We start from the raw sequence: 18861 nt of genomic DNA on the forward strand, positions 1-18861 counted from the left end.
GGGGGAGGGGAATGCCCAGATGAAGGGCGCTCAAACATCAAGGCTCACCAGTCTGCATGACGTCGAACTCGCGGCCCTGTCCGCCGCGGGCGATCGTGCGGCCTTCGGTGAGCTTGTACGCCGACACGGCTCGTCGGTTCGCGGTCTGCTGCGCCGGATGGGCGCGCCCGCGAGCGAGGCGGACGATGTCGCGCAGGATGCGTTCCTCGCCGCGTTCGAGCGGATCGGCGAGTTTCGCGGCCAGGGGACGTTCGTCGGCTGGGTCAGGAAGATCGCGGCCCGCCAGTACCTGCGCCGCCTTCAGCGCGACAAGCGCATCGCCAGCCTGGCCGCCGAAGCGCAGGACCTGGTGGAAGAGCCCCGCGCGGCGGACGGCGCGGGCAGGATCGACCTGGACGAAGCTTTACGCGCCCTGGCCCCGGCCGAGCGCATCTGCGTGTCCATGTGCTACGGCGCGGGGCTCTCTCATGCGGAGGCCGCCGACGCCTTGAATCTGCCGCTGGGAACGGTCAAGTCCCATGTCAAACGTGGTCTGGATAGGCTCAGGGCGCGACTGGCGCCGCCGAGCGGACAATCGGAAGGGAGGCGCGAGAATGGCTGAGCTCGACTTCGAGCGGCGTCTGGAACGCCTCTTCGCAGAACCTCCGGCTTTCCCGGACGCCGAGGCCTTCGCCTCGCGCGTTGAGCAGAAGCTGACCCGCGGCTGGAACCTGCGCCGCTGGACGATCGGCGTCGCCGGCCTGGCGGGCGGGGTGATCGGGGCCAGCCAGCTCCTGATGTCGAACTTCATGCGGCAGGTCGAAACCGCCTCGGAGGGCTCGACCCAGCTCCTGCAGGCGGGAGTGCAGCAATTGGCCCCGCGCGCCGAACTCCTATCCATGCTGCCTGCCGGTTCATCCGTGGTATGGATCGCCAGCGGAATGGCGGTGCTTGCCATCGGCTTCGTGGTGACCCGTGTGTTTGAGGAGTTCTAGCCATGTCGGCCCAACGTCAGGAAACGATCCGTCGGGTGAGCGCGCCCGATATCACCGCGCGTAAGGGGGCGACGCCGATCGTCTGCCTGACCGCCTACACCGCGCCGGTGGCGGAGATCCTCGACGAGCACTGCGACATCATGCTGGTCGGCGACTCCGTCGGCATGGTGGTCCACGGCCTGCCCAACACCGTGGGCGTCACCATGGAAATGATGATTCTCCACGGCCAGGCGGTCATGCGCGCGGCCAAGCGCGCCATGGTGGCGATCGACATGCCGTTCGGATCGTACGAAGGCGCGCCGGAAGAGGCCTACGCCAACGCCGCGCGGCTTATGAAGGAGACCGGCGCCCAGGCGGTGAAGGTCGAGAGCGGCCCCACCGTTGCGGCGACTATCGAGTACCTGGTCAAGCGCGGCATCCCGGTGATGGGCCACGTGGGCCTGCGGCCGCAGGCGACCCTGATCGACGGCGGCTTCAAGGCCAAGGGCAAGTCGGCCGAGGAGCGGGCTCGCATTCTGGAGGAAGCCAAGGCCACCGCTGCGGCCGGCGCCTTCTCGATCGTGGTCGAAGGGGTGGCCGAGGGCCTGGCCCGGGAGATCACCCAGGCCGTGACCGTCCCGACCATCGGCATCGGCGCCTCGGCCGGCTGCGATGGTCAAGTCCTGGTGGTCGACGACATGCTGGGCCTGTTCGACTGGACGCCGAAGTTCGTGCGCCGCTACGGCGACCTCCGCGGTGAGATCAGCAAGGCGGTCGCTGCCTATGCCGACGATGTCCGCGCCCGCCGTTTCCCCGGCCCGGCCGAGATTTACTACGCCAAGGCGGGTTGAGCCTTCCTGTCGAAAGGATGAACGAACGGCTCCGGTCTGGTTCAGACCGCCACTGTTAGCTTCTTCCCAAGGTCGCCAACCGGTCCTTCGGGGCCGGCGGCGGCGCGGGCAAAGGAGCTAGAGCCATGACGAATAAGATGATGCGGGCTGCGATGGCCCTGACGATCGCCGGCGCTGTCGCCCTTCCGGCGAGCCAGGCCGCCGCGGGGACCTCGAAGACGGAAAGCGCGCTCATCGGCGCTCTGCTCGGCGGTGTCGCCGGTGCCGCTGTCGGCGATGGCAAGACCGGCGCAGTGGCCATCGGCGCCGTCGCGGGCGCCGCCCTGGGTGTCGCCGTGGACAAGAGCAACGACCGCAGCAAGTACCGCAGCGGCTACAGCTATCGTCAGCCGCAGTCCTATTACGGCGACAGGGGCTACCGGGTCAGCGATCGTGGCTACTACGGGCCGAGCCGCTACACTCGCTACGACTACGGCTATCGCCGCTAGAATGTGAGCGCCGCGAAAGCGGCGCTCATTTTCATTCATGATAACAATCTGCTGCGGCCCTGTTTGAAGGTTCCGCGGGTTTATCGTCTGGCGGGAGTTCGGCGCCTGCACGATGTCGAAATGGCGGCCGCGGCCCGCGGAGCTGTGAAAACCGGTTTCGTTCGTGGCTGAACGCGCTCTAGTTTCCGGCCGATGGGGCAGCTTCTCAACGTCGTCCGCGCGGCCGGTTCGAAAACCACGGTCCGCATCCTGATCGCCCTCGTGGCAGGCCTCGTCGTCGGCGCGCTGCTCGCGGGACAACCCTATATCGAGCGCCTCATCGCGATCGCCGATCCGATCGGCGGCATGTGGCTCGACGCCCTGCGGATGACCATCGTGCCGCTGGTCTTCTCGCTGCTGGTGGTAGGCGTCTCCTCCGCCGCCGGGACCGTGGCGGCTGGTGGGACCGCGGCGCGGGCGCTTGCAATGTTCGCGGTCCTGCTGATCGCCAGCGCTACCTTCGGGGCCCTGGTCGTGGGCGGGGTCCTCAGCCTGTGGCCCGCGCCGTCCGCCGCCGTCGCCGGCCTGCGCGAGGCGGCTGGGCATTCGACGACGAAGCTGCCGGAGTTCCCCGGCGTCGCCGCCTGGCTGCGAGCCTTCATCCCGACCAACCCGCTACAGGCCGCGGTCGAGACCAACATGGTCCCCCTGGTGGTTTTCGCCCTGCTGTTCGGCCTGGCGGTGACGCGTATCCGCGACGAGCTCAGGAACGTCCTTGTCGGCGTCTTCCAAGGCGTCATGGACACCATGCTGGTGCTTGTTCAGTGGGTGCTCTACGTCGCGCCGATCGGGGTCTTCGCCCTAGCGCTGATCGTCGGCGCCAAGGCCGGGGTGGGCGCGGCCGGCGCGCTGGGCCACTACATCCTGATCCTCTCGGGGGTCTGCATTTCCGTCGGGCTGCTGTGCTACCTGCTGGCTCTGCTGGCCGGAGTTTCGCTCGGCGCATTCGCTCGCGCGGTCGCCCCTGCGCAGGTGGTGGCGTTCTCGACCCAGTCTTCGATCGCGTCGCTTCCGGCGATGGTCGCAGGCGCCCGTCAGCTTGGAGCCTCGGAAACCTCGATTGGGATGGTGCTGCCGCTGGCAGTCTCCCTGTTCCGGATCACCAGCCCGGCCGCCAACATTGGCGTGGCCGTTTACAGCGCGCACGTCTACGGCGTTCCGCTGAACCCGGCCCTGGTGATCGTCGCCATCGGCGTTGCGGCTGTGATCAGCCTGGCCTCGGTCGGACTGCCCGGACAGATCACCTTCTTCACCACGACCGGGCCCCTGTGCCTGGTGCTCGGCGCGCCACTCGAACTGCTGCCGATCCTGCTGGCGGTGGAGACCATCCCCGACATCTTCCGAACCGTCGGCAACGTCACCGCTGACCTGGCGGTCACCTGCCTGTCGGGCCGGACGGCGGGGGACGAGCCATGACGAAGGCCGCGCCTGCCCGAGGACGTCGTCGCAAGGGGGAGGGGGCCGACCTGCGGGGCGCCATCCTCGACGCCGCCGAGCAGCTCTTTTCCGCCCATGGCTTCTATGGCGTCACCACCCGGCAGGTGGCTGCCGAGGCAGGCGTCGATGCGGCGCTTATCCACTACTACTTCGGGACCAAGCGCGACCTGTTCGATGCGGTGTTCGCCCGCAGGGCAGAGGTGCTGAACTCCGTGCGCCTGGCCGCTCTGCACGCTTATGAGGCCGAACACGCGGGCAATCTCACCGCCGTGGGCGTCGTGGAAGCCTTCATCGCGCCTATGATCGAGATGTCGCTGACCGGCGAGCCGGGCTGGAAGAACTATTTCCGCCTCGTCGCCTTGGTGAACAACACGCCGGCCTGGGGCGGGGAGACCATGCATCGGTTCTTCGATCCCATGGTCCACGAGTTCATAGGCGCCCTGCAGCGAGCCCTGCCCGAGGCCGAGCTGCGCGATCTCTACTGGGGCTATCAGTTCCTTACCGGCTCGATGATGCTGGCCCTCTCGGAGACCGGCCGCATCGACCAGCTTTCCGACGGCCTTTGCCGGTCCACCGACCTGGCCGCCGTGCGGGCGAGGCTTTTCGACTATGGCGCGGCGGGTTTTGAGGCCATCGTAGGCCGGAATCGCTGAGCCCACGGCGAGCGTTGCAGCGACGCGTCGCCCGCTATAGGTTCCGCCGCTCTGAACCTACCGTTTGTTCGCCCGGAGTCCCCCCGACGTGGTCGATATCTTTGATGAAGTCGAGGAGCAGCTTCGCTCTGAGCGTTACAAGTCGCTCGCGCTGAAGGTGCTTCCTATCCTGGGCGGAGTTCTGGCCGTCGCCCTCGTGGCCGCCTTGGCGATCTGGGGCTACCAGCATTTCCGGAACCAGGCCGCGGCCGAAGCATCCGAGAAATACGCTCAGGCCATCGACGCCTTCAACGCGGGCCGCCGCGACGAAGCCATCCGCCTATGGGGCGAGGTCGGCGAAGGATCGTCCAAGGCCTACAAGTCGCTGGCCCTGCAGCACCTGGGCGGGATGAAGCTGGCCGACAACAAGCCGGCCGAGGCGGTCAAGCTGTTCGATCAGGCCGCCGACGCCGCGCCGAACGCCATCATTGGCGACGTGGCGCGCCTCAAATCCGCCTTCGCCCTGCTGGACACCGCTCCCTACAAGGATATGGAGGCGCGTCTGACGCCGCTTACCGAAGAAGGTCGTCCGTACCGCGCCGAGGCGCGCGAAGCGCTTGCCTTCGCCAAGCTCATGGCTGGCGATCTGGCTGGCGCGCGCAACGATTTCGTCGTCATCGGCCTGATGGCCGACGCCGGCGAGGCCGCGCGTCAACGCGCCCAGGCCGCGCAGGCGATGATCGACTCCGGAACCGTCAAGGCGCTGCCGGCGACGGTGAAGGCCGCGCTGGCGCTTCCGCCCCTGCCTCAAGCCCCGCCGGCCGGAGCCCCCGCTCCGGCCCAGGCTGCTCCCCAAACGCCCGCTCCCGGAGCCCAATGACCTCCATGCGCCGTCCCAGCCTCCTCGTTCTGTTCCTGGCGGCGAGCGTCGCCGTGAGCGGCTGCTCGACCGTCAACCGGCTCAATCCCTTCAATCGGGATGACGAGGCGCCGCAGGAAACGGCCGCCGAGGGGCAACGCATCGCCATCGTCGCCGCCGACGAAAAGCTGGAAGTCGCCGAGGCCCTGAAGGGGGCCGATTTCTTCCTGCCGACGCCCGAGGCGATCACGAGCTGGCCGCTGCCCGGCGGAACGCCGGAACAGGCGGTCGGCCATCCGGAAGCCGGCGGTAGTCTGTCGATCGCCTGGAAGCGCGGCTTCGGCGAAGGCTCCGATCGCGGTCATCATGTGACCGCCCCGCCCGTCGCGGCCAACGGCAAGATCTACGTCATGGACGGCGGCGCCACGATCACCGCGTTCGATGCGCAATCGGGTTCGCAGGTCTGGCGCACCAACGTGCGGCCGGATTCTCGCCGAGACAAGGAAGCGTTCGGCGGCGGTTTGGCGATCGCCGACGGCAAGCTCTACGTGAGCTCCGGCTACCGCTTCGTCGCCCAGTTGGACGCCGAAACCGGCGCCGTGGGCTGGCGCACCAACACCGAGCAGCCCCTCCACGCCGCGCCGACCGTCTCCGGCGGCCGCATCTTCGTGGTCGCGGTCGACAACACCTTGCTGACCTTCGACACCGCCACCGGCGCTGCGGGCTGGAACTATCAGGCGCTCACCGAGCCGGCCCGCGTCCTGGCGGCGTCGAGCCCGGCGGTCTCGGGCGACACCGTCGTCGCATCGTTCGGTTCAGGCGAACTGGTCGCCCTGCGGGCCGCCAACGGCAACGACCTGTGGAACGAGGCGCTCAGCCGCGCCAACCGCAACAACGCTCTCTCCGAGATCCGCGACATCGCCGGCCGCCCGGTCATCTACCAAGGCGACGTGTTCGCCGTGAGCCACTCGGGCGTCTTTGCGGCGACCGACCTGCGCACCGGCCAGGCGCGCTGGAGCCTTCCGGTCACCGGCATCACCACGCCGTGGCCCGCGGGCGACGTGGTCTATGTCGTCTCCAAGGCCGGCGAGGTGATCTGCGTCGCCCGCGAAAGCGGCCAGATCTACTGGATCCAGGACCTGGGCGCGCCGCGTGAGAAGCGCGCCAGTGGCTTCCTGGGCATCGGCCGCAAGAAATTCACGGTCCGGCCGGTCTGGTCCAGCCCGCTGCTGGCGTCGAACCGCCTGATCCTGGTGGGAACCAGCGGCGAGCTTGTCGCGCTGAACGCCAAGACCGGTGCGGTCGAGAAGACCATGAAGATCGGAGGGCCGGCCATGATCGGTCCGATCGCCGTCAACGGAACCGTCTATGTCGTGACCGATGAGGCTCAACTCATCGCCCTGCGCTAAAAGACTGGGTGCAGGACTGAACAATGCCTATGCGGCTTGCCATCGTCGGACGACCCAACGTCGGGAAATCGACGCTTTTCAACCGGCTGGCCGGGAAGAAGCTTGCGATCGTCGACGACCAGCCCGGCGTCACCCGTGACCGGCGCTTCGGCGTTGGGCGCATCGGCGACATCGACCTTGAACTGATCGACACGGCCGGCTTCGAGAATGTCAGCGACGACAGCCTCGAAGCCCGGATGCGCCAGCAGACCGAAACCGCGATCGAGGAGGCGGACGTCGCCCTTTTCGTGGTGGACGCGCGCGAGGGCGTGACCCCCATAGACAAGGTGTTCGCCGAACTGCTGCGCAAGCACGACAAGCCGGTGATCCTGGCCGCCAACAAGGCCGAGGGGAAGGCGTCCGACGCGGGGGTGAACGAGGCATTCGGGCTGGGCCTTGGCGAGCCCATCGCCATCTCGGCCGAGCACGGCGAGGGCATGGCCGACCTCTATCAGGCGCTGCTGGCGGTCTGGCCGGAGGTGGACGAGGAAGAGGACGAGGACGCCGACAAACCGGTCCGCATCGCGATCGTCGGACGCCCCAACGCGGGCAAGTCGACCCTGGTGAACAAGCTGATCGGCGAAGACCGTCTGCTGACCGGTCCCGAGGCCGGCATCACCCGGGACGCCATTCCCGTCGACTGGACCTGGGAGGGCCGGCCTGTACGGCTGGTCGATACCGCGGGCCTGCGACGCAAGGCCAAGGTCCAGGAAAAGCTCGAAAAGCTGTCCACCAGCGACACCATTCGCGCAATCACCTTCGCCGAGGTGGTGATCCTGGTCATGGACGCGACCCATCCGTTCGAGATCCAGGACCTGCAGATCGCCGACCTCGTGGAGCGGGAAGGCCGGGGCCTGGTCTTCTGCCTGACCAAGTGGGACCTGGTGGAGAACCAGGGCGCTCGGCTCAAGGAGATCATCGAGGAAGCTGGGCGCTTGCTGCCGCAACTGCGCGGCTCGCCTGTGGTGGCCCTGTCCGCGGAGACCGGCCGCCACCTGGACCGCCTGATGCCGGCGGTGTTCAAGGTGCATGGCGATTGGTCCACCAAGGTGAAGACCCGGGACCTGAACGACTGGCTTCAGATGGCGCTCGAGCGGCATCCGCCGCCCGCCGTCAATGGCCGCCGGGTGAAGCCGAAATACATGGCCCAGACCAAGTCGCGGCCCCCGACCTTCGTGCTGTTCGCGACCCGCGCGGATCAGTTGCCGGACCACTATCGCCGCTACCTGATCAACTCGCTGCGCGAGAGCTTCGACCTGCCCGGCGTTCCGATCCGGGTGACGGTGAAGTCGAACCGCAACCCCTATGCCGAGGGCGAGGAGAAGGGTGGGCCGGCGCCGAAATCGTCCGCGCCGACCTTCGCGCCGAAGATCGCCAAGAAGGTGGCTCAGCCCAAGGGCGTGGCCGCCGTGCGCGCCAAGGGCGCCGGCGCTGCGGTCGAAGTCGTGGAGAAGCCGAAACCCAAGGCCAAGCCGAAGACCAAGCAGGTCGCGCCGGGAAAGCCGAAGGTCGGCGCAGGCCCCACGCCCAAGGGCCGCGCCGCCAAGCTGGCCCGCCCCGGCGTCAAGCCGAAGCGAGCTTCCCGGCCGACTTCCAGTCGGCGAAGCGGACGTTGACCTTCGGCAGGCCGAGATCGGCCTGCGCCAGCTCGACGATCAGCGGACCGATTTCCGACGGATGGGGCAGGGTCATGGGATCCTCGCCCGGCATCGCCTCCGCGCGCATCTTGGTGCGCATGGCGCCCGGGTCGATCAGGGCCGCGCGGACCGTGGTGTTTTCGAGTTCGTCGGCCCAGGTCCGGACCAGATGCTCGACGGCCGCCTTGGTCGCGCCGTAGGGCCCCCAGAACGCCTTCGGCCGTTCGACCCGACCGCTGGTGAAAAAGAGCCCGCGGCCGGAAGGCGCAGCGCGCAGCAGGCGCTCGGTCGAGCGGATCAGTCGATAGGTCGCCGTCAGGTTGGCCGCCACGACCTTGTCCCACAGGGGCGGGTCGATATGGCCGACGGGGGTCAGCGCCCCAAGGATGGCGGCGGCATGAACCAGGACGTCCAGGCGGCCGAAGCGCTGGTGGATCGCCAGGCCCAAGGCGTCGATGTCATCGCCCTTGGTCAGGTCCAGCGGCACGAGCGTGGCCGATTTGCGGGTGACCGCCTTGATCTCGTCGTCGAGTTCCTCGAGCGCGCCCTGGTTGCGCCCCGTGGCGATGACCTGGGCGCCGGCCTTGGCGAGGGCCAGGGCGCATTCGCGGCCGATACCGCGCGTAGCGCCCGTGACCAGGGCGATGCGGCCGTCGAGGGGAAGGGATTCAGTCATGACTGGGCTCTTGAAGCGGGCGGTTGGCGTAGCGCTGCGCGAGCACCGCGCAGGCCATCAGTTGGAACTGGTGATAGAGCATCACCGGCAAAAGCACGAACCCTACGGTGGCGGCGGGAAACAGGACGCCCGCCATCGGGACGCCGGCCGCAAGGCTCTTGTTGCAACCAGCGAAGGCCATGGCGATCTCGTCGTCTTTCGAAAAGCCGCGGGTCCGGGCCAGGGCGATCATGAAACTCAGCGAAAGCGCCAGCAGGATCAGGCAGCAGACGATAATGCGCGCCAGGTCGACGGCGGAGACCTTCGACCAGATCCCGGCGACCACGGCTCCTGAAAACGCGTTGCAGACGACCAGCAGGATCGAGCCTCGGTCCGCCAGGGCCAGACGCTTGCTGTGCTTCAGCATCCATCCGCTGATCCAGCGCCGCAGCAGTTGGCCGGCGACGAAGGGCGCCAGGAGTTGCAGCAGGATCGCCTCGAACGACCCGAAGGAGAGGCCGCCGCCTTGCGAGTTCCCTATCAGCAGGCCGACCAGCAGCGGGGTGACGAACATGCCCAGCAGGTTCGAGACCGACGCGCCGCAGACCGCCGCCGCTACATTGCCTCGGCCGATGATGGTGAAGCCGATCGCCGATTGGATCGTGGACGGCAGGCAGGCCAGGTAGACGAGCCCGGGCGCGAGCGCCATCGGGACGATCCAGGAGGGCAGGTGCGAGGCGCCGAGGCCAACCGCCGGCCAGAGCAGGAAGGTGGTGGCGAGCACGACGCCATGCAAACGCCAGTGCATCAGGCCCTTCAGCACGGCGTCAGGGCTGAGCCTGGCCCCATGCAGGAAGAACACCAGCGCGATCCCGGCCTTGGTCAGCCAGGACACCAGGTCGGCGGTTTCCCCCCGCGCCGGAAGCACCGACGCAAGGACGACCATGCCGACGATCGCAGCGATGTATCCGTCCAGGCCTAGGGTCTTGAGCCGGGCCCGTAGGCCGACGCTCACGCGTCGACCAGGAACGAGAGCTGGCGGTCGGTCCCGTCGTTACGGCCTTCGGCGATTTCACGATCCAGCAGGCGGGTCGGGTAGTCGCCCGTGAAGTAGTGGTCGGTGAACTGCGGGCTCGCCGGGTCGCGCGGTTCGGACTGCATGGCGGCGTAGAGGCCGTCGACCGAGAGGTAGCCCATGCTGTCCACCTCGAGGATCTTGGCGATCTCCTCGACCGACTTGTTGGCCGCCAGCAGGTGCTCGCGGTCGGGCATGTCGATGCCGTAGTAGTCGGGCCACATGATCGGCGGCGAGGCCGAGCGCAGGTGGACTTCCTTCGCGCCGGCCTCACGGACCATGCGGACGATCTTCAGAGAGGTCGTGCCCCGGACGATCGAGTCGTCGATGAGCACCACGCGTTTGCCGGCCAGCACGGCGCGGTTCGGGCTGTGCTTCATGCGCACGCCGAGCTCGCGCACGCCCTGGGTCGGCTGGATGAAGGTTCGGCCGACATAGTGGTTGCGGATGATCCCCATTTCGAAGGGGATGCCGCTTTCCTGCGAATAGCCGATCGCAGCCGGCACGCCGGAGTCCGGCACCGGCACCACGACGTCGGCTTCGACGCCGGATTCCTGGGCCAGGCGCTGCCCCATGCGCTTGCGGACGTCGTAGACCGAGCGGCCGTTCACGACGCTGTCCGGGCGGGCGAAGTAGACGTATTCGAAGACGCAGGGCCGCGCCCTGGCGGCCGGGAAGGGCTTCAGGCTGCGGATGCCCTTGTGGTCGATCACGACGATTTCGCCATGCTCGACGTCGCGCACGAACTTCGCACCGATCATGTCGAGGGCGCAGGTTTCCGAGGCCAGCACCGGCTTGCCGTCGAGTTCGCCAAGAACCAGCGGACGGATGCCGAGCGGGTCGCGGGCGCCGATCAGCTTCTTGTTGGTGAGGGCGACGAGGGCGTAGCCGCCTTCGATCTTCGAAAGGGCGTCGATGAAGCGCTCGACGAACTTGGCTTTGCGCGAGCGGGCCAGCAGGTGGAGAATCACTTCGGAGTCCGAGGTGGACTGGAAGATGGCGCCTTCGGCGACCAGTTGATCGCGCAGGGTCAGGAAATTGGTGAGGTTGCCGTTGTGGGCCAGGGCGACGCCGCCGGCTTCGAGGTCGGCGAACATCGGCTGGACGTTGCGGATGAAGCTGCCGCCAGCGGTGGAATAGCGGGTGTGGCCGATGGCCGAGTGGCCGGGCAGGCGATCGACGAGGTCGGGCCCCGCAAACGCATCCCCGACGTGCCCCATGTGGCGCTCGGTGTGGAAGCGCTGGCCGTCGAAGACTGCGATGCCGCAAGCCTCCTGGCCGCGGTGTTGAAGGGCGTGTAGGCCAAGAGCCGCGATCGCCGCCGCAGCCCGGGTGTCGTAAACGCCGAAGACGCCGCACTCGAGTCGCGGCGTGTCGTCGTCAGGGTCCCGGAAGCTCGGCTGGCGGTATCGATCTTGATCCTGAGTCATCGGGATTTCTCCACCAGATCGTCGAGCCTGCGTCGTTCGCGCGGGTCATAGCCCCCAGCGTCGCCAGAGTCACGCTGGTCCGTCGCCGAACCGTCAAGAACCGCGCCGCCTATGGACGGCGCAAGCCTGTCTGCCATGTCTAAGCCCTTGGGCGCAAAGGCCTTTAGGATATGAGCCGAAGCGCTGGTCAGCGGATAAAACGCCGCACCGGTCATCCATTTCGGCACCCGGTCCGGCGGTGTGGCCGCTTCGAAGGCCAGGTGGAGAGCGCCGAGCACGACAAGCGCGCGCAGAACCCCAAATCCCAGGCCGATCGTGCGGTCCAGCACGCCCAGCACATGGGTGTTGTGCACCCCGCGCACCATGGCGCCCCCGGTGATACGCAATGTCGCATACACGACGACAAAGACCACGAGGCCGGCCACCACGGAGGCGAGCCAATCCGGATCGATGCTTTCCCTCGCCAGCGGGGCGGTCCAGCGTAGCCCGTAGATCGCGATGACGGCCGCCAGCACGAAGGAGAGGGCGCGGACCATCTCGCGGGTCGCGCCGCTGAAGAAGCCCAGCGCCGCCGAGGCCAGGAGGATCGAAAGGACGACGATGTCGAACCAGGGCAAGGGGCTCACTCCCACTGGTTGTCGCCGATGCGGCGGATGGCGTCTCCGAGGCGCGTCACGCCGGTGACTTTCATGCCGTTCGCATCCAGGTCCTGGGGGCCGAGCACGTGCTTGAAGCCGAGCTTGGCGGCCTCGCGCATGCGGGAGTCCATCCGGCTGACGGGGCGGATATCGCCCGAGAGGCTGATCTCGCCGAAGACCACGCAGTCCTGAGGCAGGGCCTCGTCCAGGGCCGAGGAGGCGAGGGCGGCGGCAGCGGCTAGGTCGGCCGCCGGCTCGGTGACGCGCAGGCCGCCGGCTACGTTCAGATAGACGTCGCGGTCGCCCAGGGAGAGCCCGCAGCGAGCTTCCAGCACGGCCAGGACCATGGCCAGGCGTCCGGAATCCCAGCCCACCACGGCGCGCCGGGGCGTGCCGTAGGCGGACGGTGCGACCAGGGCCTGGAACTCCACCAGAACCGGCCGCGAGCCCTCGATCCCGGCGAACACCGCCGCGCCCGCGGCGCGCTCGCCCGAGGTGTCGAGAAAAAGAGCCGACGGGTTCCTGACCTCGCCGAGGCCGGCGTCGCCCATCTCGAAGACCCCGATCTCGTCGGTCGCGCCGAAGCGGTTCTTGGCGCCTCGCAGGATGCGGAACGGATAGCCGCGCTCGCCCTCGAAGGTCAGGACGGCGTCTACCATGTGCTCCACGACCCGCGGGCCGGCGATGGCGCCGTCCTTGGTGACGTGGCCGACCAGGATCATGGCGACGGACTGCTTCTTCGCCATTCGCACGAGTTCGCCTGCCGCAGCGCGGACCTGGGTGACCGAGCCGGGCGCGGCCTCGTGGGCGTCGCTCCACATGGTCTGGATCGAGTCAATCACCACCAGATCGAACTTCTCGCGCTTCAGGCCGTCGAGGACCTCGCGCAGGGAGGTTTCGGCCGCCAGGCGCACCGGGGCGTCGCCCAGGCCCATGCGCTGGGCGCGACCGCGCACCTGCTCGATGGCCTCTTCGCCCGAGATGTAGGCGCAGCGGACGCCTCGGCGGGCCGCGTTGGCCGCGACCTGCAGCAGCAGGGTGGACTTGCCGACGCCGGGGTCGCCGCCCAACAGGATGGCCGAGCCGGGAACCACGCCGCCGCCGCACACACGGTCGAACTCTTCGACCCCGGTCGAGAGGCGTGGCGGCGCCTCGACGGCGTCCTCAAGTCCTTGAAAACTCAAACCTCTGGCGCGCGAGGCCTTGCTGGGGGCCAGCGCGCCCGGTGGGCGGCTCTGGACCTCCTCGACCAGGGTGTTCCAGGCGTTGCAGGCCGGGCATTGGCCAGCCCACTTGCTCTGCACCGCGCCGCAGGACTGGCAGACATAGACGGCGCCGTCGCGGGCCATGGTCGCTCCGTGATTCGAAGAAGCGGTCAGTCTAGCTCAGACCGCGCCGACATAGACCCGTTCGGCGCGGCCGCCGAGGCGGACCAGACACTCGTGGGCGACCGTGCCGGCGGCCTCGGCGGCCTCGTCTATCGGCACGTTTTCTCCCAATAGCTCCACATACTGGCCGATGGCGGCCGGATCATCGCCGATGTCGATGGCGATCAGGTCCATGGTGACGATGACCAGCGGCCGGCGCGCGCCGGCGAACCAGGCGTAACCGCCGCCCTTGCCGCTCGACCGGATGATGCCGTCCGCATAACCGGCGGCGATGATCGCGAGCCGCATGGGACGCGTGGCGACGACCGAAGAGCCGTAGCCGATGATCTCGCCGGGAGCGACGCTGCGAATGTAGAGGATGGGCGCTTCGAAGGTGGCGACGGCTTCCAGTCGGTCGTCCGGGCGTTCTTCCGGGCCGCCGCCATAGAGGCTGATGCCCGGCCGGATCAGCTCGGCGCGATAGTCGGGGCCGAGCATGATGCCGGCGGAAGCCGCGAAGCTGGCCTGGGCCTTCGGGAATAGCGGGCGGATGGCGTCGAAGCGCGAGCGTTGAAGCGCGTTGCGGGCGTCGGCCGGATCGGTCGCCGAGCCGAGATGGCTCATCAGCAGGCGTACATCGAGATGGCGCAGGCGGTCGGGCGAGGCGGCCAGGGCCTTGGCCTCATCGAGAGCGAGCCCTTGGCGGTTCATGCCGGTGTCGACCTGCAGGGCCACGGGCAGGGCTCGCCCTTGTGCGGCCGCGAAGGCCGAGGCCGCGTCGATCTGCGGCAGGCTGGCCAGCACCGGGGTCAGGTCGGCGGCGATCAGCCGAGAGCCAGCGCCCGGAATGAATCCATCGAGGACGTAGATGGTCGCCGGCCGGTTCGGGCCAAGCTCGGCCCGCAGGCTCTCGCCCTCCGACAGGCGGGCGACGAAGAAGGCCTTGCAGCCTTCGGCCCACAGTCGCCTGCCGATCGGGCCAGCGCCGAGGCCGTAACCGTCGGCCTTGATCACCGGCGCGGCCTGCGCGCCCCCGGCGGCGATCCGCAGGACCGCGAGATTGCGGGCCAGCGCATCGAGGTCGATGGTGAGACGGGCGGCGGTGGGGAACGGCATCGGCGCTCCATAGCCGAGCATGGCCGGCTACGCGACCCCCAGGCCTATTCCATTCTGCATGACGTCGACCTGGGGCGATCACCCCAACTCAGTGCGGGTCGTAGTAGCCGTCGCGGGCGAGGTTGCCGAACTTGGTGATGTCTTCGTTGAAGGAGAGCTTCACCGTGCCGATGGGGCCGTGACGCTGCTTGGCGATGATCACGTCGGCGGTGCCGCGGACCTTGTCCATCTCCTCCTGCCAGGTCAGGTGCTCGGGCGTGCCTTCGCGCGGCTCGGAGCGGCCGAGATAGTAGCTCTCGCGGTAGATGAACATGACCATGTCCGCGTCCTGCTCGATCGAGCCGGATTCCCGCAGGTCGGAGAGCTGCGGCCGCTTGTCCTCGCGATTTTCCACCTGGCGGGAGAGCTGTGAGAGGGCGATGACCGGAACCGCAAGTTCCTTGGCCAGGGCCTTCATGGACTGGGTGATCATCGAGACTTCCTGCACCCGGTTGTCGTTGCGGCCATCGCCGCCGGTGACGAGCTGCAGGTAGTCGATGACGATGAGGTCGAGGCCGTGAGTCCGCTTCAGGCGTCGCGCCCGGGCGGCCAGCTTGGCGATGGTGATGCCGCCGGTGGCGTCGATGAACAGCGGGGCGTCCTGGATTTCCAATGCCGCGTCGCGGATGCGACCGAACTCCACCGCGTCGATCTCGCCCTTGCGCAGCCGGTCGCCGGAGACGCCCGACACTTCGGCGAGCAGGCGCATGGCGAGCTGGTCGGCGGACATTTCGAGCGAGAAGAACGCCACCACGCCGCCGGCGACAGTCTTCTTCGTGCCGTCCGGCTGCGGCTCCCAGGCGTAGTTGCGGGCGACGTCGAAGGCGATGTTACAGGCCAGCGAGGTCTTACCCATCGAGGGGCGCGCGGCGAGGATCAGAAGGTCGGACGGATGCAGGCCGCCGATCTTGCGGTCGAGGTCGAGGAGGCCGGTGGAGATCCCGGCCAGACCGCCGTCGCGAGCGTGGGCTTCGGCGGCCAGGGTGACGGCGCCGTGGACCGCTTCGGAGAAGGTCACGAAGCCCTGATTGTTCCCGCCCGCCTCGGCGAGGGTGAAGAGCTGCGCCTCGGCCGCCTCGATCTGGTCGCGGGCCGAGCGCTCGGCGTCGCCCTGCTGGGCCTGGAGGGCGATTTCACCGCCGATGCGGATCAGGTCGCGGCGCAGGGCGAGGTCATAGACCGCCCGCGTGTAGTCCGCGGCGTTGGCCGCGGGCGGGGCGCGGTCGACGAGATCTGCCAGATAGCGGATGCCGCCCAATTCCTCGAAGGCCGGATCGCGGCTGAACTGCTCGGCCAGGAGGATCGGCTCGGCGAGTTGGCCCTTGCGCACCGCGGACTCGATGGCGGTGAACAGCCGCTGGTGGAACGGCTCGTAGAAGTGCCGGGCCTGCAGGTAGTCGCCGATCCGCTCGAAGGCGGCATTGTCGTAGAGCAGGGCGCCGAGCAGCGCCTGTTCGGCCTCGATATTGGCCGGCGCGTGCGGGATCGCGGCGTCGTTCTGGGGCGGGCGGAGGTCGAGGGCTGGGACGATAGCCATGGGGGAATGATCATAGCGAAACCACCGAGGGTCGGTCTGCCGCCGCCGCCAAGCCGCTCACAGCTTTGAGGTGGGCTGTGGACAGCGTGGAAAACGAAAACGGCGCGGGAGATTGTCCCCCGCGCCGCGTCAGTTTCGGTCGTGGCCCGGCTTACCAGCGGTAGGCGAGACGTCCGTAGACGAACCGTCCGTTGAAGCCGAACGGCGAGAACGACGAGAACGGCGCCGCGGAGGTGGTGTTCTGCGACGGGATGATCTGGCGGGGATAGACGTCGAACAGGTTGTCCGCCCCCAGCGAGACGGTCACCCCGATCGGGAAGGTGTAGCGGCCTTCGATGTCCACCAGGCCACGCGTGCCGGTGTTGTTGTCGGCGCTGCCGTCAGCCGCAACGCCCGGCGAGAGCACGTCGCCGTAGAAGGTGGTCCGCACGGTCGCGCCCCAGGCTTCGCGGTTCCAGTCGCCCTGCAGGGTCAGCTTGTGCTTGGGCGTGCCGTCTTCGAAGCGCAGGACAGCCTGGCGGGCGAACAGCGAAGTCGGCGTGGGGAGAATGCTCTCCTTGGTGACCGGGGTCTTGGTCACGTCCACGTCGTTGTAGTTGCCTGCCGCGGTCAAGTCGAAGGTCCCGGCCTGATCGTCCACGATGCGGTAGCGCGCGACCACGTCGACGCCGACCGTTTCGGTGTCCACACCGTTGATGAAGAAGCGCGCGGCCGTGGCGCCGAGCGGCGAGAGCAGGTCGTAGATCACCCGGCCGTTGGAGCCCGGCACGGCGGTCGGGCTGCCGGTCAGGGTTTCGGAGAGGACGATCCGGTCCTGCACGTCGATCTTGTAGCCGTCGACGGTGAGTTCGAAGGCGCCACGCCGGAAGACGAAGCCGAGGGCGTAGTTGTCCGAAGTCTCGGCCTTCAGCGGCTCGGCCCCCAGAGCCCGGGCGACCGGGCTGGTCGCCGGATAGGTGCCGGTCTCGTAGGGAACGTTGTCGATGTAGAGGATCGAGGTCGAGGTGAAGTACTGCTGCTGCAGGGCGGGCGCCCGGAAGCCGCTGGAGATCGCGCCGCGGATGGCGAATTCCGGCGTGAAGTCATAGCGCGCCGCGAACTTGCCGGTCGTGGTGTCGCCGAAGTCCGAATAGTCCTCGTAGCGGACGGCGGCCGACAGGGTCAGGTTGTCGATGACCTCGCCTTCCAGGTCCAGATAGACCCCGACATTGTCGCGATCGACGTCCACCTCGTTGGACGGGGTGAAGCCGGTGAAGCCGCGGGAGCCGAAGCTCACGCCGCCGATCGGGCCGCGGGCGTAGGAGGCTTCCTCGCCCTGGTTGATCTTGTAGGTCTCCTTGCGCGCCTCGAGGCCGAAGGCGACGTTCAGCGGACCGGCGAAGCCGACGTCGAAGGCGCGGCTGAAGTCGGCGCCGACGACGATCTGGTCATAGGTGAGGCCACCGGCCTGGAACGAGGTCGGAGACGCCGCGCCGAAGGACGGGTTGATCGTGTTCTGGACGCCGAAATCGATGTCGTTCTTGCCGTAGACGACGTTGATGTCGGTCTTGAAGCCGGCGATCTCGCCGCGAATGCCCAGGCCCGCGCTATTGTCCTCGGTGTCGGTGGTCAGATAGGGCAGGTAGCCGTTCGGATAGACCGACAGCACGTTCTGCTGGGTGTCGGTGGGCAGGCGGAAGGTGGCGGCGCCGGAGGCGTCGCGATGCTGATAGCCGTACCAGCCGTAGAGCTCCCAGACGTCGTTCAGCGGCTTGCCGGCGTTCAGGTAGAGCGAGAGGTCGTCCGTCTCGCCGTCGCCGAAGCGGGAGGTGATGCGGTTCGGCGTCACCCGGACGTCGATATCGCTGCGGTTGGTCGGCTCGCGGCTGCGATACTCGGCCGACACGGTGAGGAACCCGTCGCCGAAGAGGCTGAGACCCTGCCAGCCCGAGACCGTGGTGGTGCGGCCGTCGGTGATGTCGTCGTCGCGGCCATAGTAGCCGTCGAAGCTGGTGACATAGGCGCCGTAGGTGACGGAGAGCCCGCCGCCGCTGGCCGCTTCGCGCAGGCGCATGTTGACGACGCCGGCGATGGCGTCGGAGCCGTACTGGGCCGAGGCGCCGTCGCGCAGAACCTCAATGCGGTCGATGGCGGTGGACGGGATCGCGTTCAGGTCGACGGCGGCCGAACCGCGGCCCACCGAGCCGTTGGTGTTCACCAGGGCGGTGGCGTGCCGGCGCGTGCCGTTGACCAGGACGAGGGTCTGGTCCGGGCCCTGGCCACGCAGGGTGGCCGGGCGGATGGAGTCGGTGCCGTCGGTGTTCGACGGGCGCGGGAAGGTGATGGAGGGAACGGCGGTCGCAAGCGCCGTCGCCAGTTCGGTCGTGCCGCGTTGCTGGAGGGCCTGGGCGGAAACGACGTCGACCGGCGCCAGGGTTTCGAGGCGGGAGCGGCCGACCGTGCGGGTGCCGGTGACGACCAGTTCCTCGACGTTGTTCGTGGCGGTTTGAGCGAATGCTTCGGCCGAGACAAGGCTCGCCGCCGACGCTGCGGCGAGCAGGTACGCGCGATACTTCATTGATTTCCCCAGTTGTGCCCGTGAATCGGGAAGGTTGTTTTTGGCCCTACGGGGACAGTAGGAATTAGGGCGCGTCAGCGAAATGACATAAATGCAACGCCGT

At 68.1% G+C, this 18861-nt stretch carries 17 protein-coding genes; 9 read left to right on the forward strand and 8 right to left on the reverse strand.

The genetic code is table 11. The features are described from left to right. The first annotated feature begins 19 nt into the window (after positions 1 to 19). The 9 genes from ABID41_RS12090 (at position 20) to der (ending at position 8323) form a co-directional block, all read left to right on the forward strand. Entirely contained in the window at positions 20 to 601 is a 582-nt protein-coding gene (locus ABID41_RS12090) for an RNA polymerase sigma factor (RefSeq protein ID WP_331932304.1), read from the forward strand. Continuing rightward, positions 594 to 974, forward strand: coding sequence for a hypothetical protein (locus tag ABID41_RS12095; protein ID WP_331932303.1), 381 nt, complete (start codon positions 594 to 596; stop codon positions 972 to 974). The genes ABID41_RS12090 and ABID41_RS12095 overlap by 8 nt, the downstream gene beginning before the upstream one ends. Positions 975 to 976: 2 nt before the next feature. Next, positions 977 to 1804 (forward strand): 3-methyl-2-oxobutanoate hydroxymethyltransferase, encoded by an 828-nt coding sequence (gene panB / locus ABID41_RS12100; RefSeq protein ID WP_331932302.1) that lies wholly within the window; start codon positions 977 to 979, stop codon positions 1802 to 1804. Positions 1805 to 1929: 125 nt separating this feature from the next. Beyond that, positions 1930 to 2292, forward strand: coding sequence for a glycine zipper 2TM domain-containing protein (locus tag ABID41_RS12105; RefSeq protein WP_331932301.1), 363 nt, complete (start codon positions 1930 to 1932; stop codon positions 2290 to 2292). Positions 2293 to 2484: 192 nt separating this feature from the next. Next, the gene (locus ABID41_RS12110; protein ID WP_331932300.1) at positions 2485 to 3747 is read left to right on the forward strand and encodes a dicarboxylate/amino acid:cation symporter; all 1263 of its coding nucleotides are present in this window, start codon (positions 2485 to 2487) and stop codon (positions 3745 to 3747) included. Beyond that, the gene (locus ABID41_RS12115) at positions 3744 to 4421 is read left to right on the forward strand and encodes a TetR/AcrR family transcriptional regulator (protein ID WP_331932299.1); all 678 of its coding nucleotides are present in this window, start codon (positions 3744 to 3746) and stop codon (positions 4419 to 4421) included. Before ABID41_RS12110 ends, ABID41_RS12115 begins: the two co-directional genes overlap by 4 nt. Before the next feature lie 88 nt (positions 4422 to 4509). After that, positions 4510 to 5280 carry a tetratricopeptide repeat protein gene (locus ABID41_RS12120; protein ID WP_354297783.1) on the forward strand — a complete coding sequence of 257 codons (771 nt, stop codon included), beginning with the start codon at positions 4510 to 4512 and terminating at the stop codon, positions 5278 to 5280. Continuing rightward, a complete protein-coding gene (locus tag ABID41_RS12125) occupies positions 5277 to 6668 on the forward strand; it encodes a PQQ-like beta-propeller repeat protein (RefSeq protein WP_331932297.1) in 1392 nt (463 codons plus the stop codon). The genes ABID41_RS12120 and ABID41_RS12125 overlap by 4 nt, the downstream gene beginning before the upstream one ends. A gap of 23 nt (positions 6669 to 6691) precedes the next feature. Next, positions 6692 to 8323 (forward strand): ribosome biogenesis GTPase Der, encoded by a 1632-nt coding sequence (der, locus tag ABID41_RS12130; protein ID WP_331932296.1) that lies wholly within the window; start codon positions 6692 to 6694, stop codon positions 8321 to 8323. Here the strand turns inward: der and ABID41_RS12135 are convergent. From ABID41_RS12135 to ABID41_RS12170, 8 genes are all read right to left on the reverse strand, one after another. Beyond that, positions 8271 to 9020: an SDR family NAD(P)-dependent oxidoreductase gene (locus ABID41_RS12135; RefSeq protein WP_331932295.1), complete on the reverse strand. Its 750-nt coding sequence runs from the start codon at positions 9018 to 9020 to the stop codon at positions 8271 to 8273. The genes der and ABID41_RS12135 overlap by 53 nt on opposite strands. Next, on the reverse strand, positions 9013 to 10014 hold the full coding sequence (locus ABID41_RS12140) for a bile acid:sodium symporter family protein (RefSeq protein WP_354297784.1): 1002 nt from the start codon (positions 10012 to 10014) through the stop codon (positions 9013 to 9015). The genes ABID41_RS12135 and ABID41_RS12140 overlap by 8 nt, the downstream gene beginning before the upstream one ends. Continuing rightward, positions 10011 to 11504, reverse strand: coding sequence for an amidophosphoribosyltransferase (gene purF, locus ABID41_RS12145; RefSeq protein WP_331932293.1), 1494 nt, complete (start codon positions 11502 to 11504; stop codon positions 10011 to 10013). The genes ABID41_RS12140 and purF overlap by 4 nt, the downstream gene beginning before the upstream one ends. Further along, positions 11501 to 12121 carry a CvpA family protein gene (locus tag ABID41_RS12150; protein WP_354297785.1) on the reverse strand — a complete coding sequence of 207 codons (621 nt, stop codon included), beginning with the start codon at positions 12119 to 12121 and terminating at the stop codon, positions 11501 to 11503. The genes purF and ABID41_RS12150 overlap by 4 nt, the downstream gene beginning before the upstream one ends. A gap of 5 nt (positions 12122 to 12126) precedes the next feature. After that, complete coding sequence (radA, locus tag ABID41_RS12155) at positions 12127 to 13491, reverse strand: DNA repair protein RadA (RefSeq protein WP_331932291.1); 1365 nt, start codon at positions 13489 to 13491, stop codon at positions 12127 to 12129. Positions 13492 to 13527: 36 nt separating this feature from the next. Then, a complete protein-coding gene (gene alr / locus ABID41_RS12160) occupies positions 13528 to 14625 on the reverse strand; it encodes an alanine racemase (RefSeq protein ID WP_331932290.1) in 1098 nt (365 codons plus the stop codon). Between the two features lie 88 nt (positions 14626 to 14713). Further along, entirely contained in the window at positions 14714 to 16201 is a 1488-nt protein-coding gene (locus ABID41_RS12165) for a replicative DNA helicase (protein ID WP_331932289.1), read from the reverse strand. A gap of 151 nt (positions 16202 to 16352) precedes the next feature. Further along, the gene (locus ABID41_RS12170) at positions 16353 to 18758 is read right to left on the reverse strand and encodes a TonB-dependent receptor plug domain-containing protein (RefSeq protein ID WP_331932288.1); all 2406 of its coding nucleotides are present in this window, start codon (positions 18756 to 18758) and stop codon (positions 16353 to 16355) included. Between the last annotated feature and the right edge of the window lie 103 nt (positions 18759 to 18861).

This window comes from Phenylobacterium koreense, from assembly GCF_040545335.1.
Lineage (GTDB): Bacteria > Pseudomonadota > Alphaproteobacteria > Caulobacterales > Caulobacteraceae > Phenylobacterium > Phenylobacterium koreense.

What these genes read in the sequence shown, in the direction of transcription:
- ABID41_RS12090 (WP_331932304.1), top strand. Translation starts at nt 20, where the DNA reads ATGAAGGGCGCTCAAACATCAAGGCTCACCAGTCTGCATGACGTCGAA.
- ABID41_RS12095 (WP_331932303.1), top strand. Translation starts at nt 594, where the DNA reads ATGGCTGAGCTCGACTTCGAGCGGCGTCTGGAACGCCTCTTCGCAGAA.
- panB (WP_331932302.1), top strand. Translation starts at nt 977, where the DNA reads ATGTCGGCCCAACGTCAGGAAACGATCCGTCGGGTGAGCGCGCCCGAT.
- ABID41_RS12105 (WP_331932301.1), top strand. Translation starts at nt 1,930, where the DNA reads ATGACGAATAAGATGATGCGGGCTGCGATGGCCCTGACGATCGCCGGC.
- ABID41_RS12110 (WP_331932300.1), top strand. Translation starts at nt 2,485, where the DNA reads ATGGGGCAGCTTCTCAACGTCGTCCGCGCGGCCGGTTCGAAAACCACG.
- ABID41_RS12115 (WP_331932299.1), top strand. Translation starts at nt 3,744, where the DNA reads ATGACGAAGGCCGCGCCTGCCCGAGGACGTCGTCGCAAGGGGGAGGGG.
- ABID41_RS12125 (WP_331932297.1), top strand. Translation starts at nt 5,277, where the DNA reads ATGACCTCCATGCGCCGTCCCAGCCTCCTCGTTCTGTTCCTGGCGGCG.
- der (WP_331932296.1), top strand. Translation starts at nt 6,692, where the DNA reads ATGCCTATGCGGCTTGCCATCGTCGGACGACCCAACGTCGGGAAATCG.
- ABID41_RS12135 (WP_331932295.1), bottom strand. Translation starts at nt 9,020, where the DNA reads ATGACTGAATCCCTTCCCCTCGACGGCCGCATCGCCCTGGTCACGGGC.
- purF (WP_331932293.1), bottom strand. Translation starts at nt 11,504, where the DNA reads ATGACTCAGGATCAAGATCGATACCGCCAGCCGAGCTTCCGGGACCCT.
- radA (WP_331932291.1), bottom strand. Translation starts at nt 13,491, where the DNA reads ATGGCCCGCGACGGCGCCGTCTATGTCTGCCAGTCCTGCGGCGCGGTG.
- alr (WP_331932290.1), bottom strand. Translation starts at nt 14,625, where the DNA reads ATGCCGTTCCCCACCGCCGCCCGTCTCACCATCGACCTCGATGCGCTG.
- ABID41_RS12165 (WP_331932289.1), bottom strand. Translation starts at nt 16,201, where the DNA reads ATGGCTATCGTCCCAGCCCTCGACCTCCGCCCGCCCCAGAACGACGCC.
- ABID41_RS12170 (WP_331932288.1), bottom strand. Translation starts at nt 18,758, where the DNA reads ATGAAGTATCGCGCGTACCTGCTCGCCGCAGCGTCGGCGGCGAGCCTT.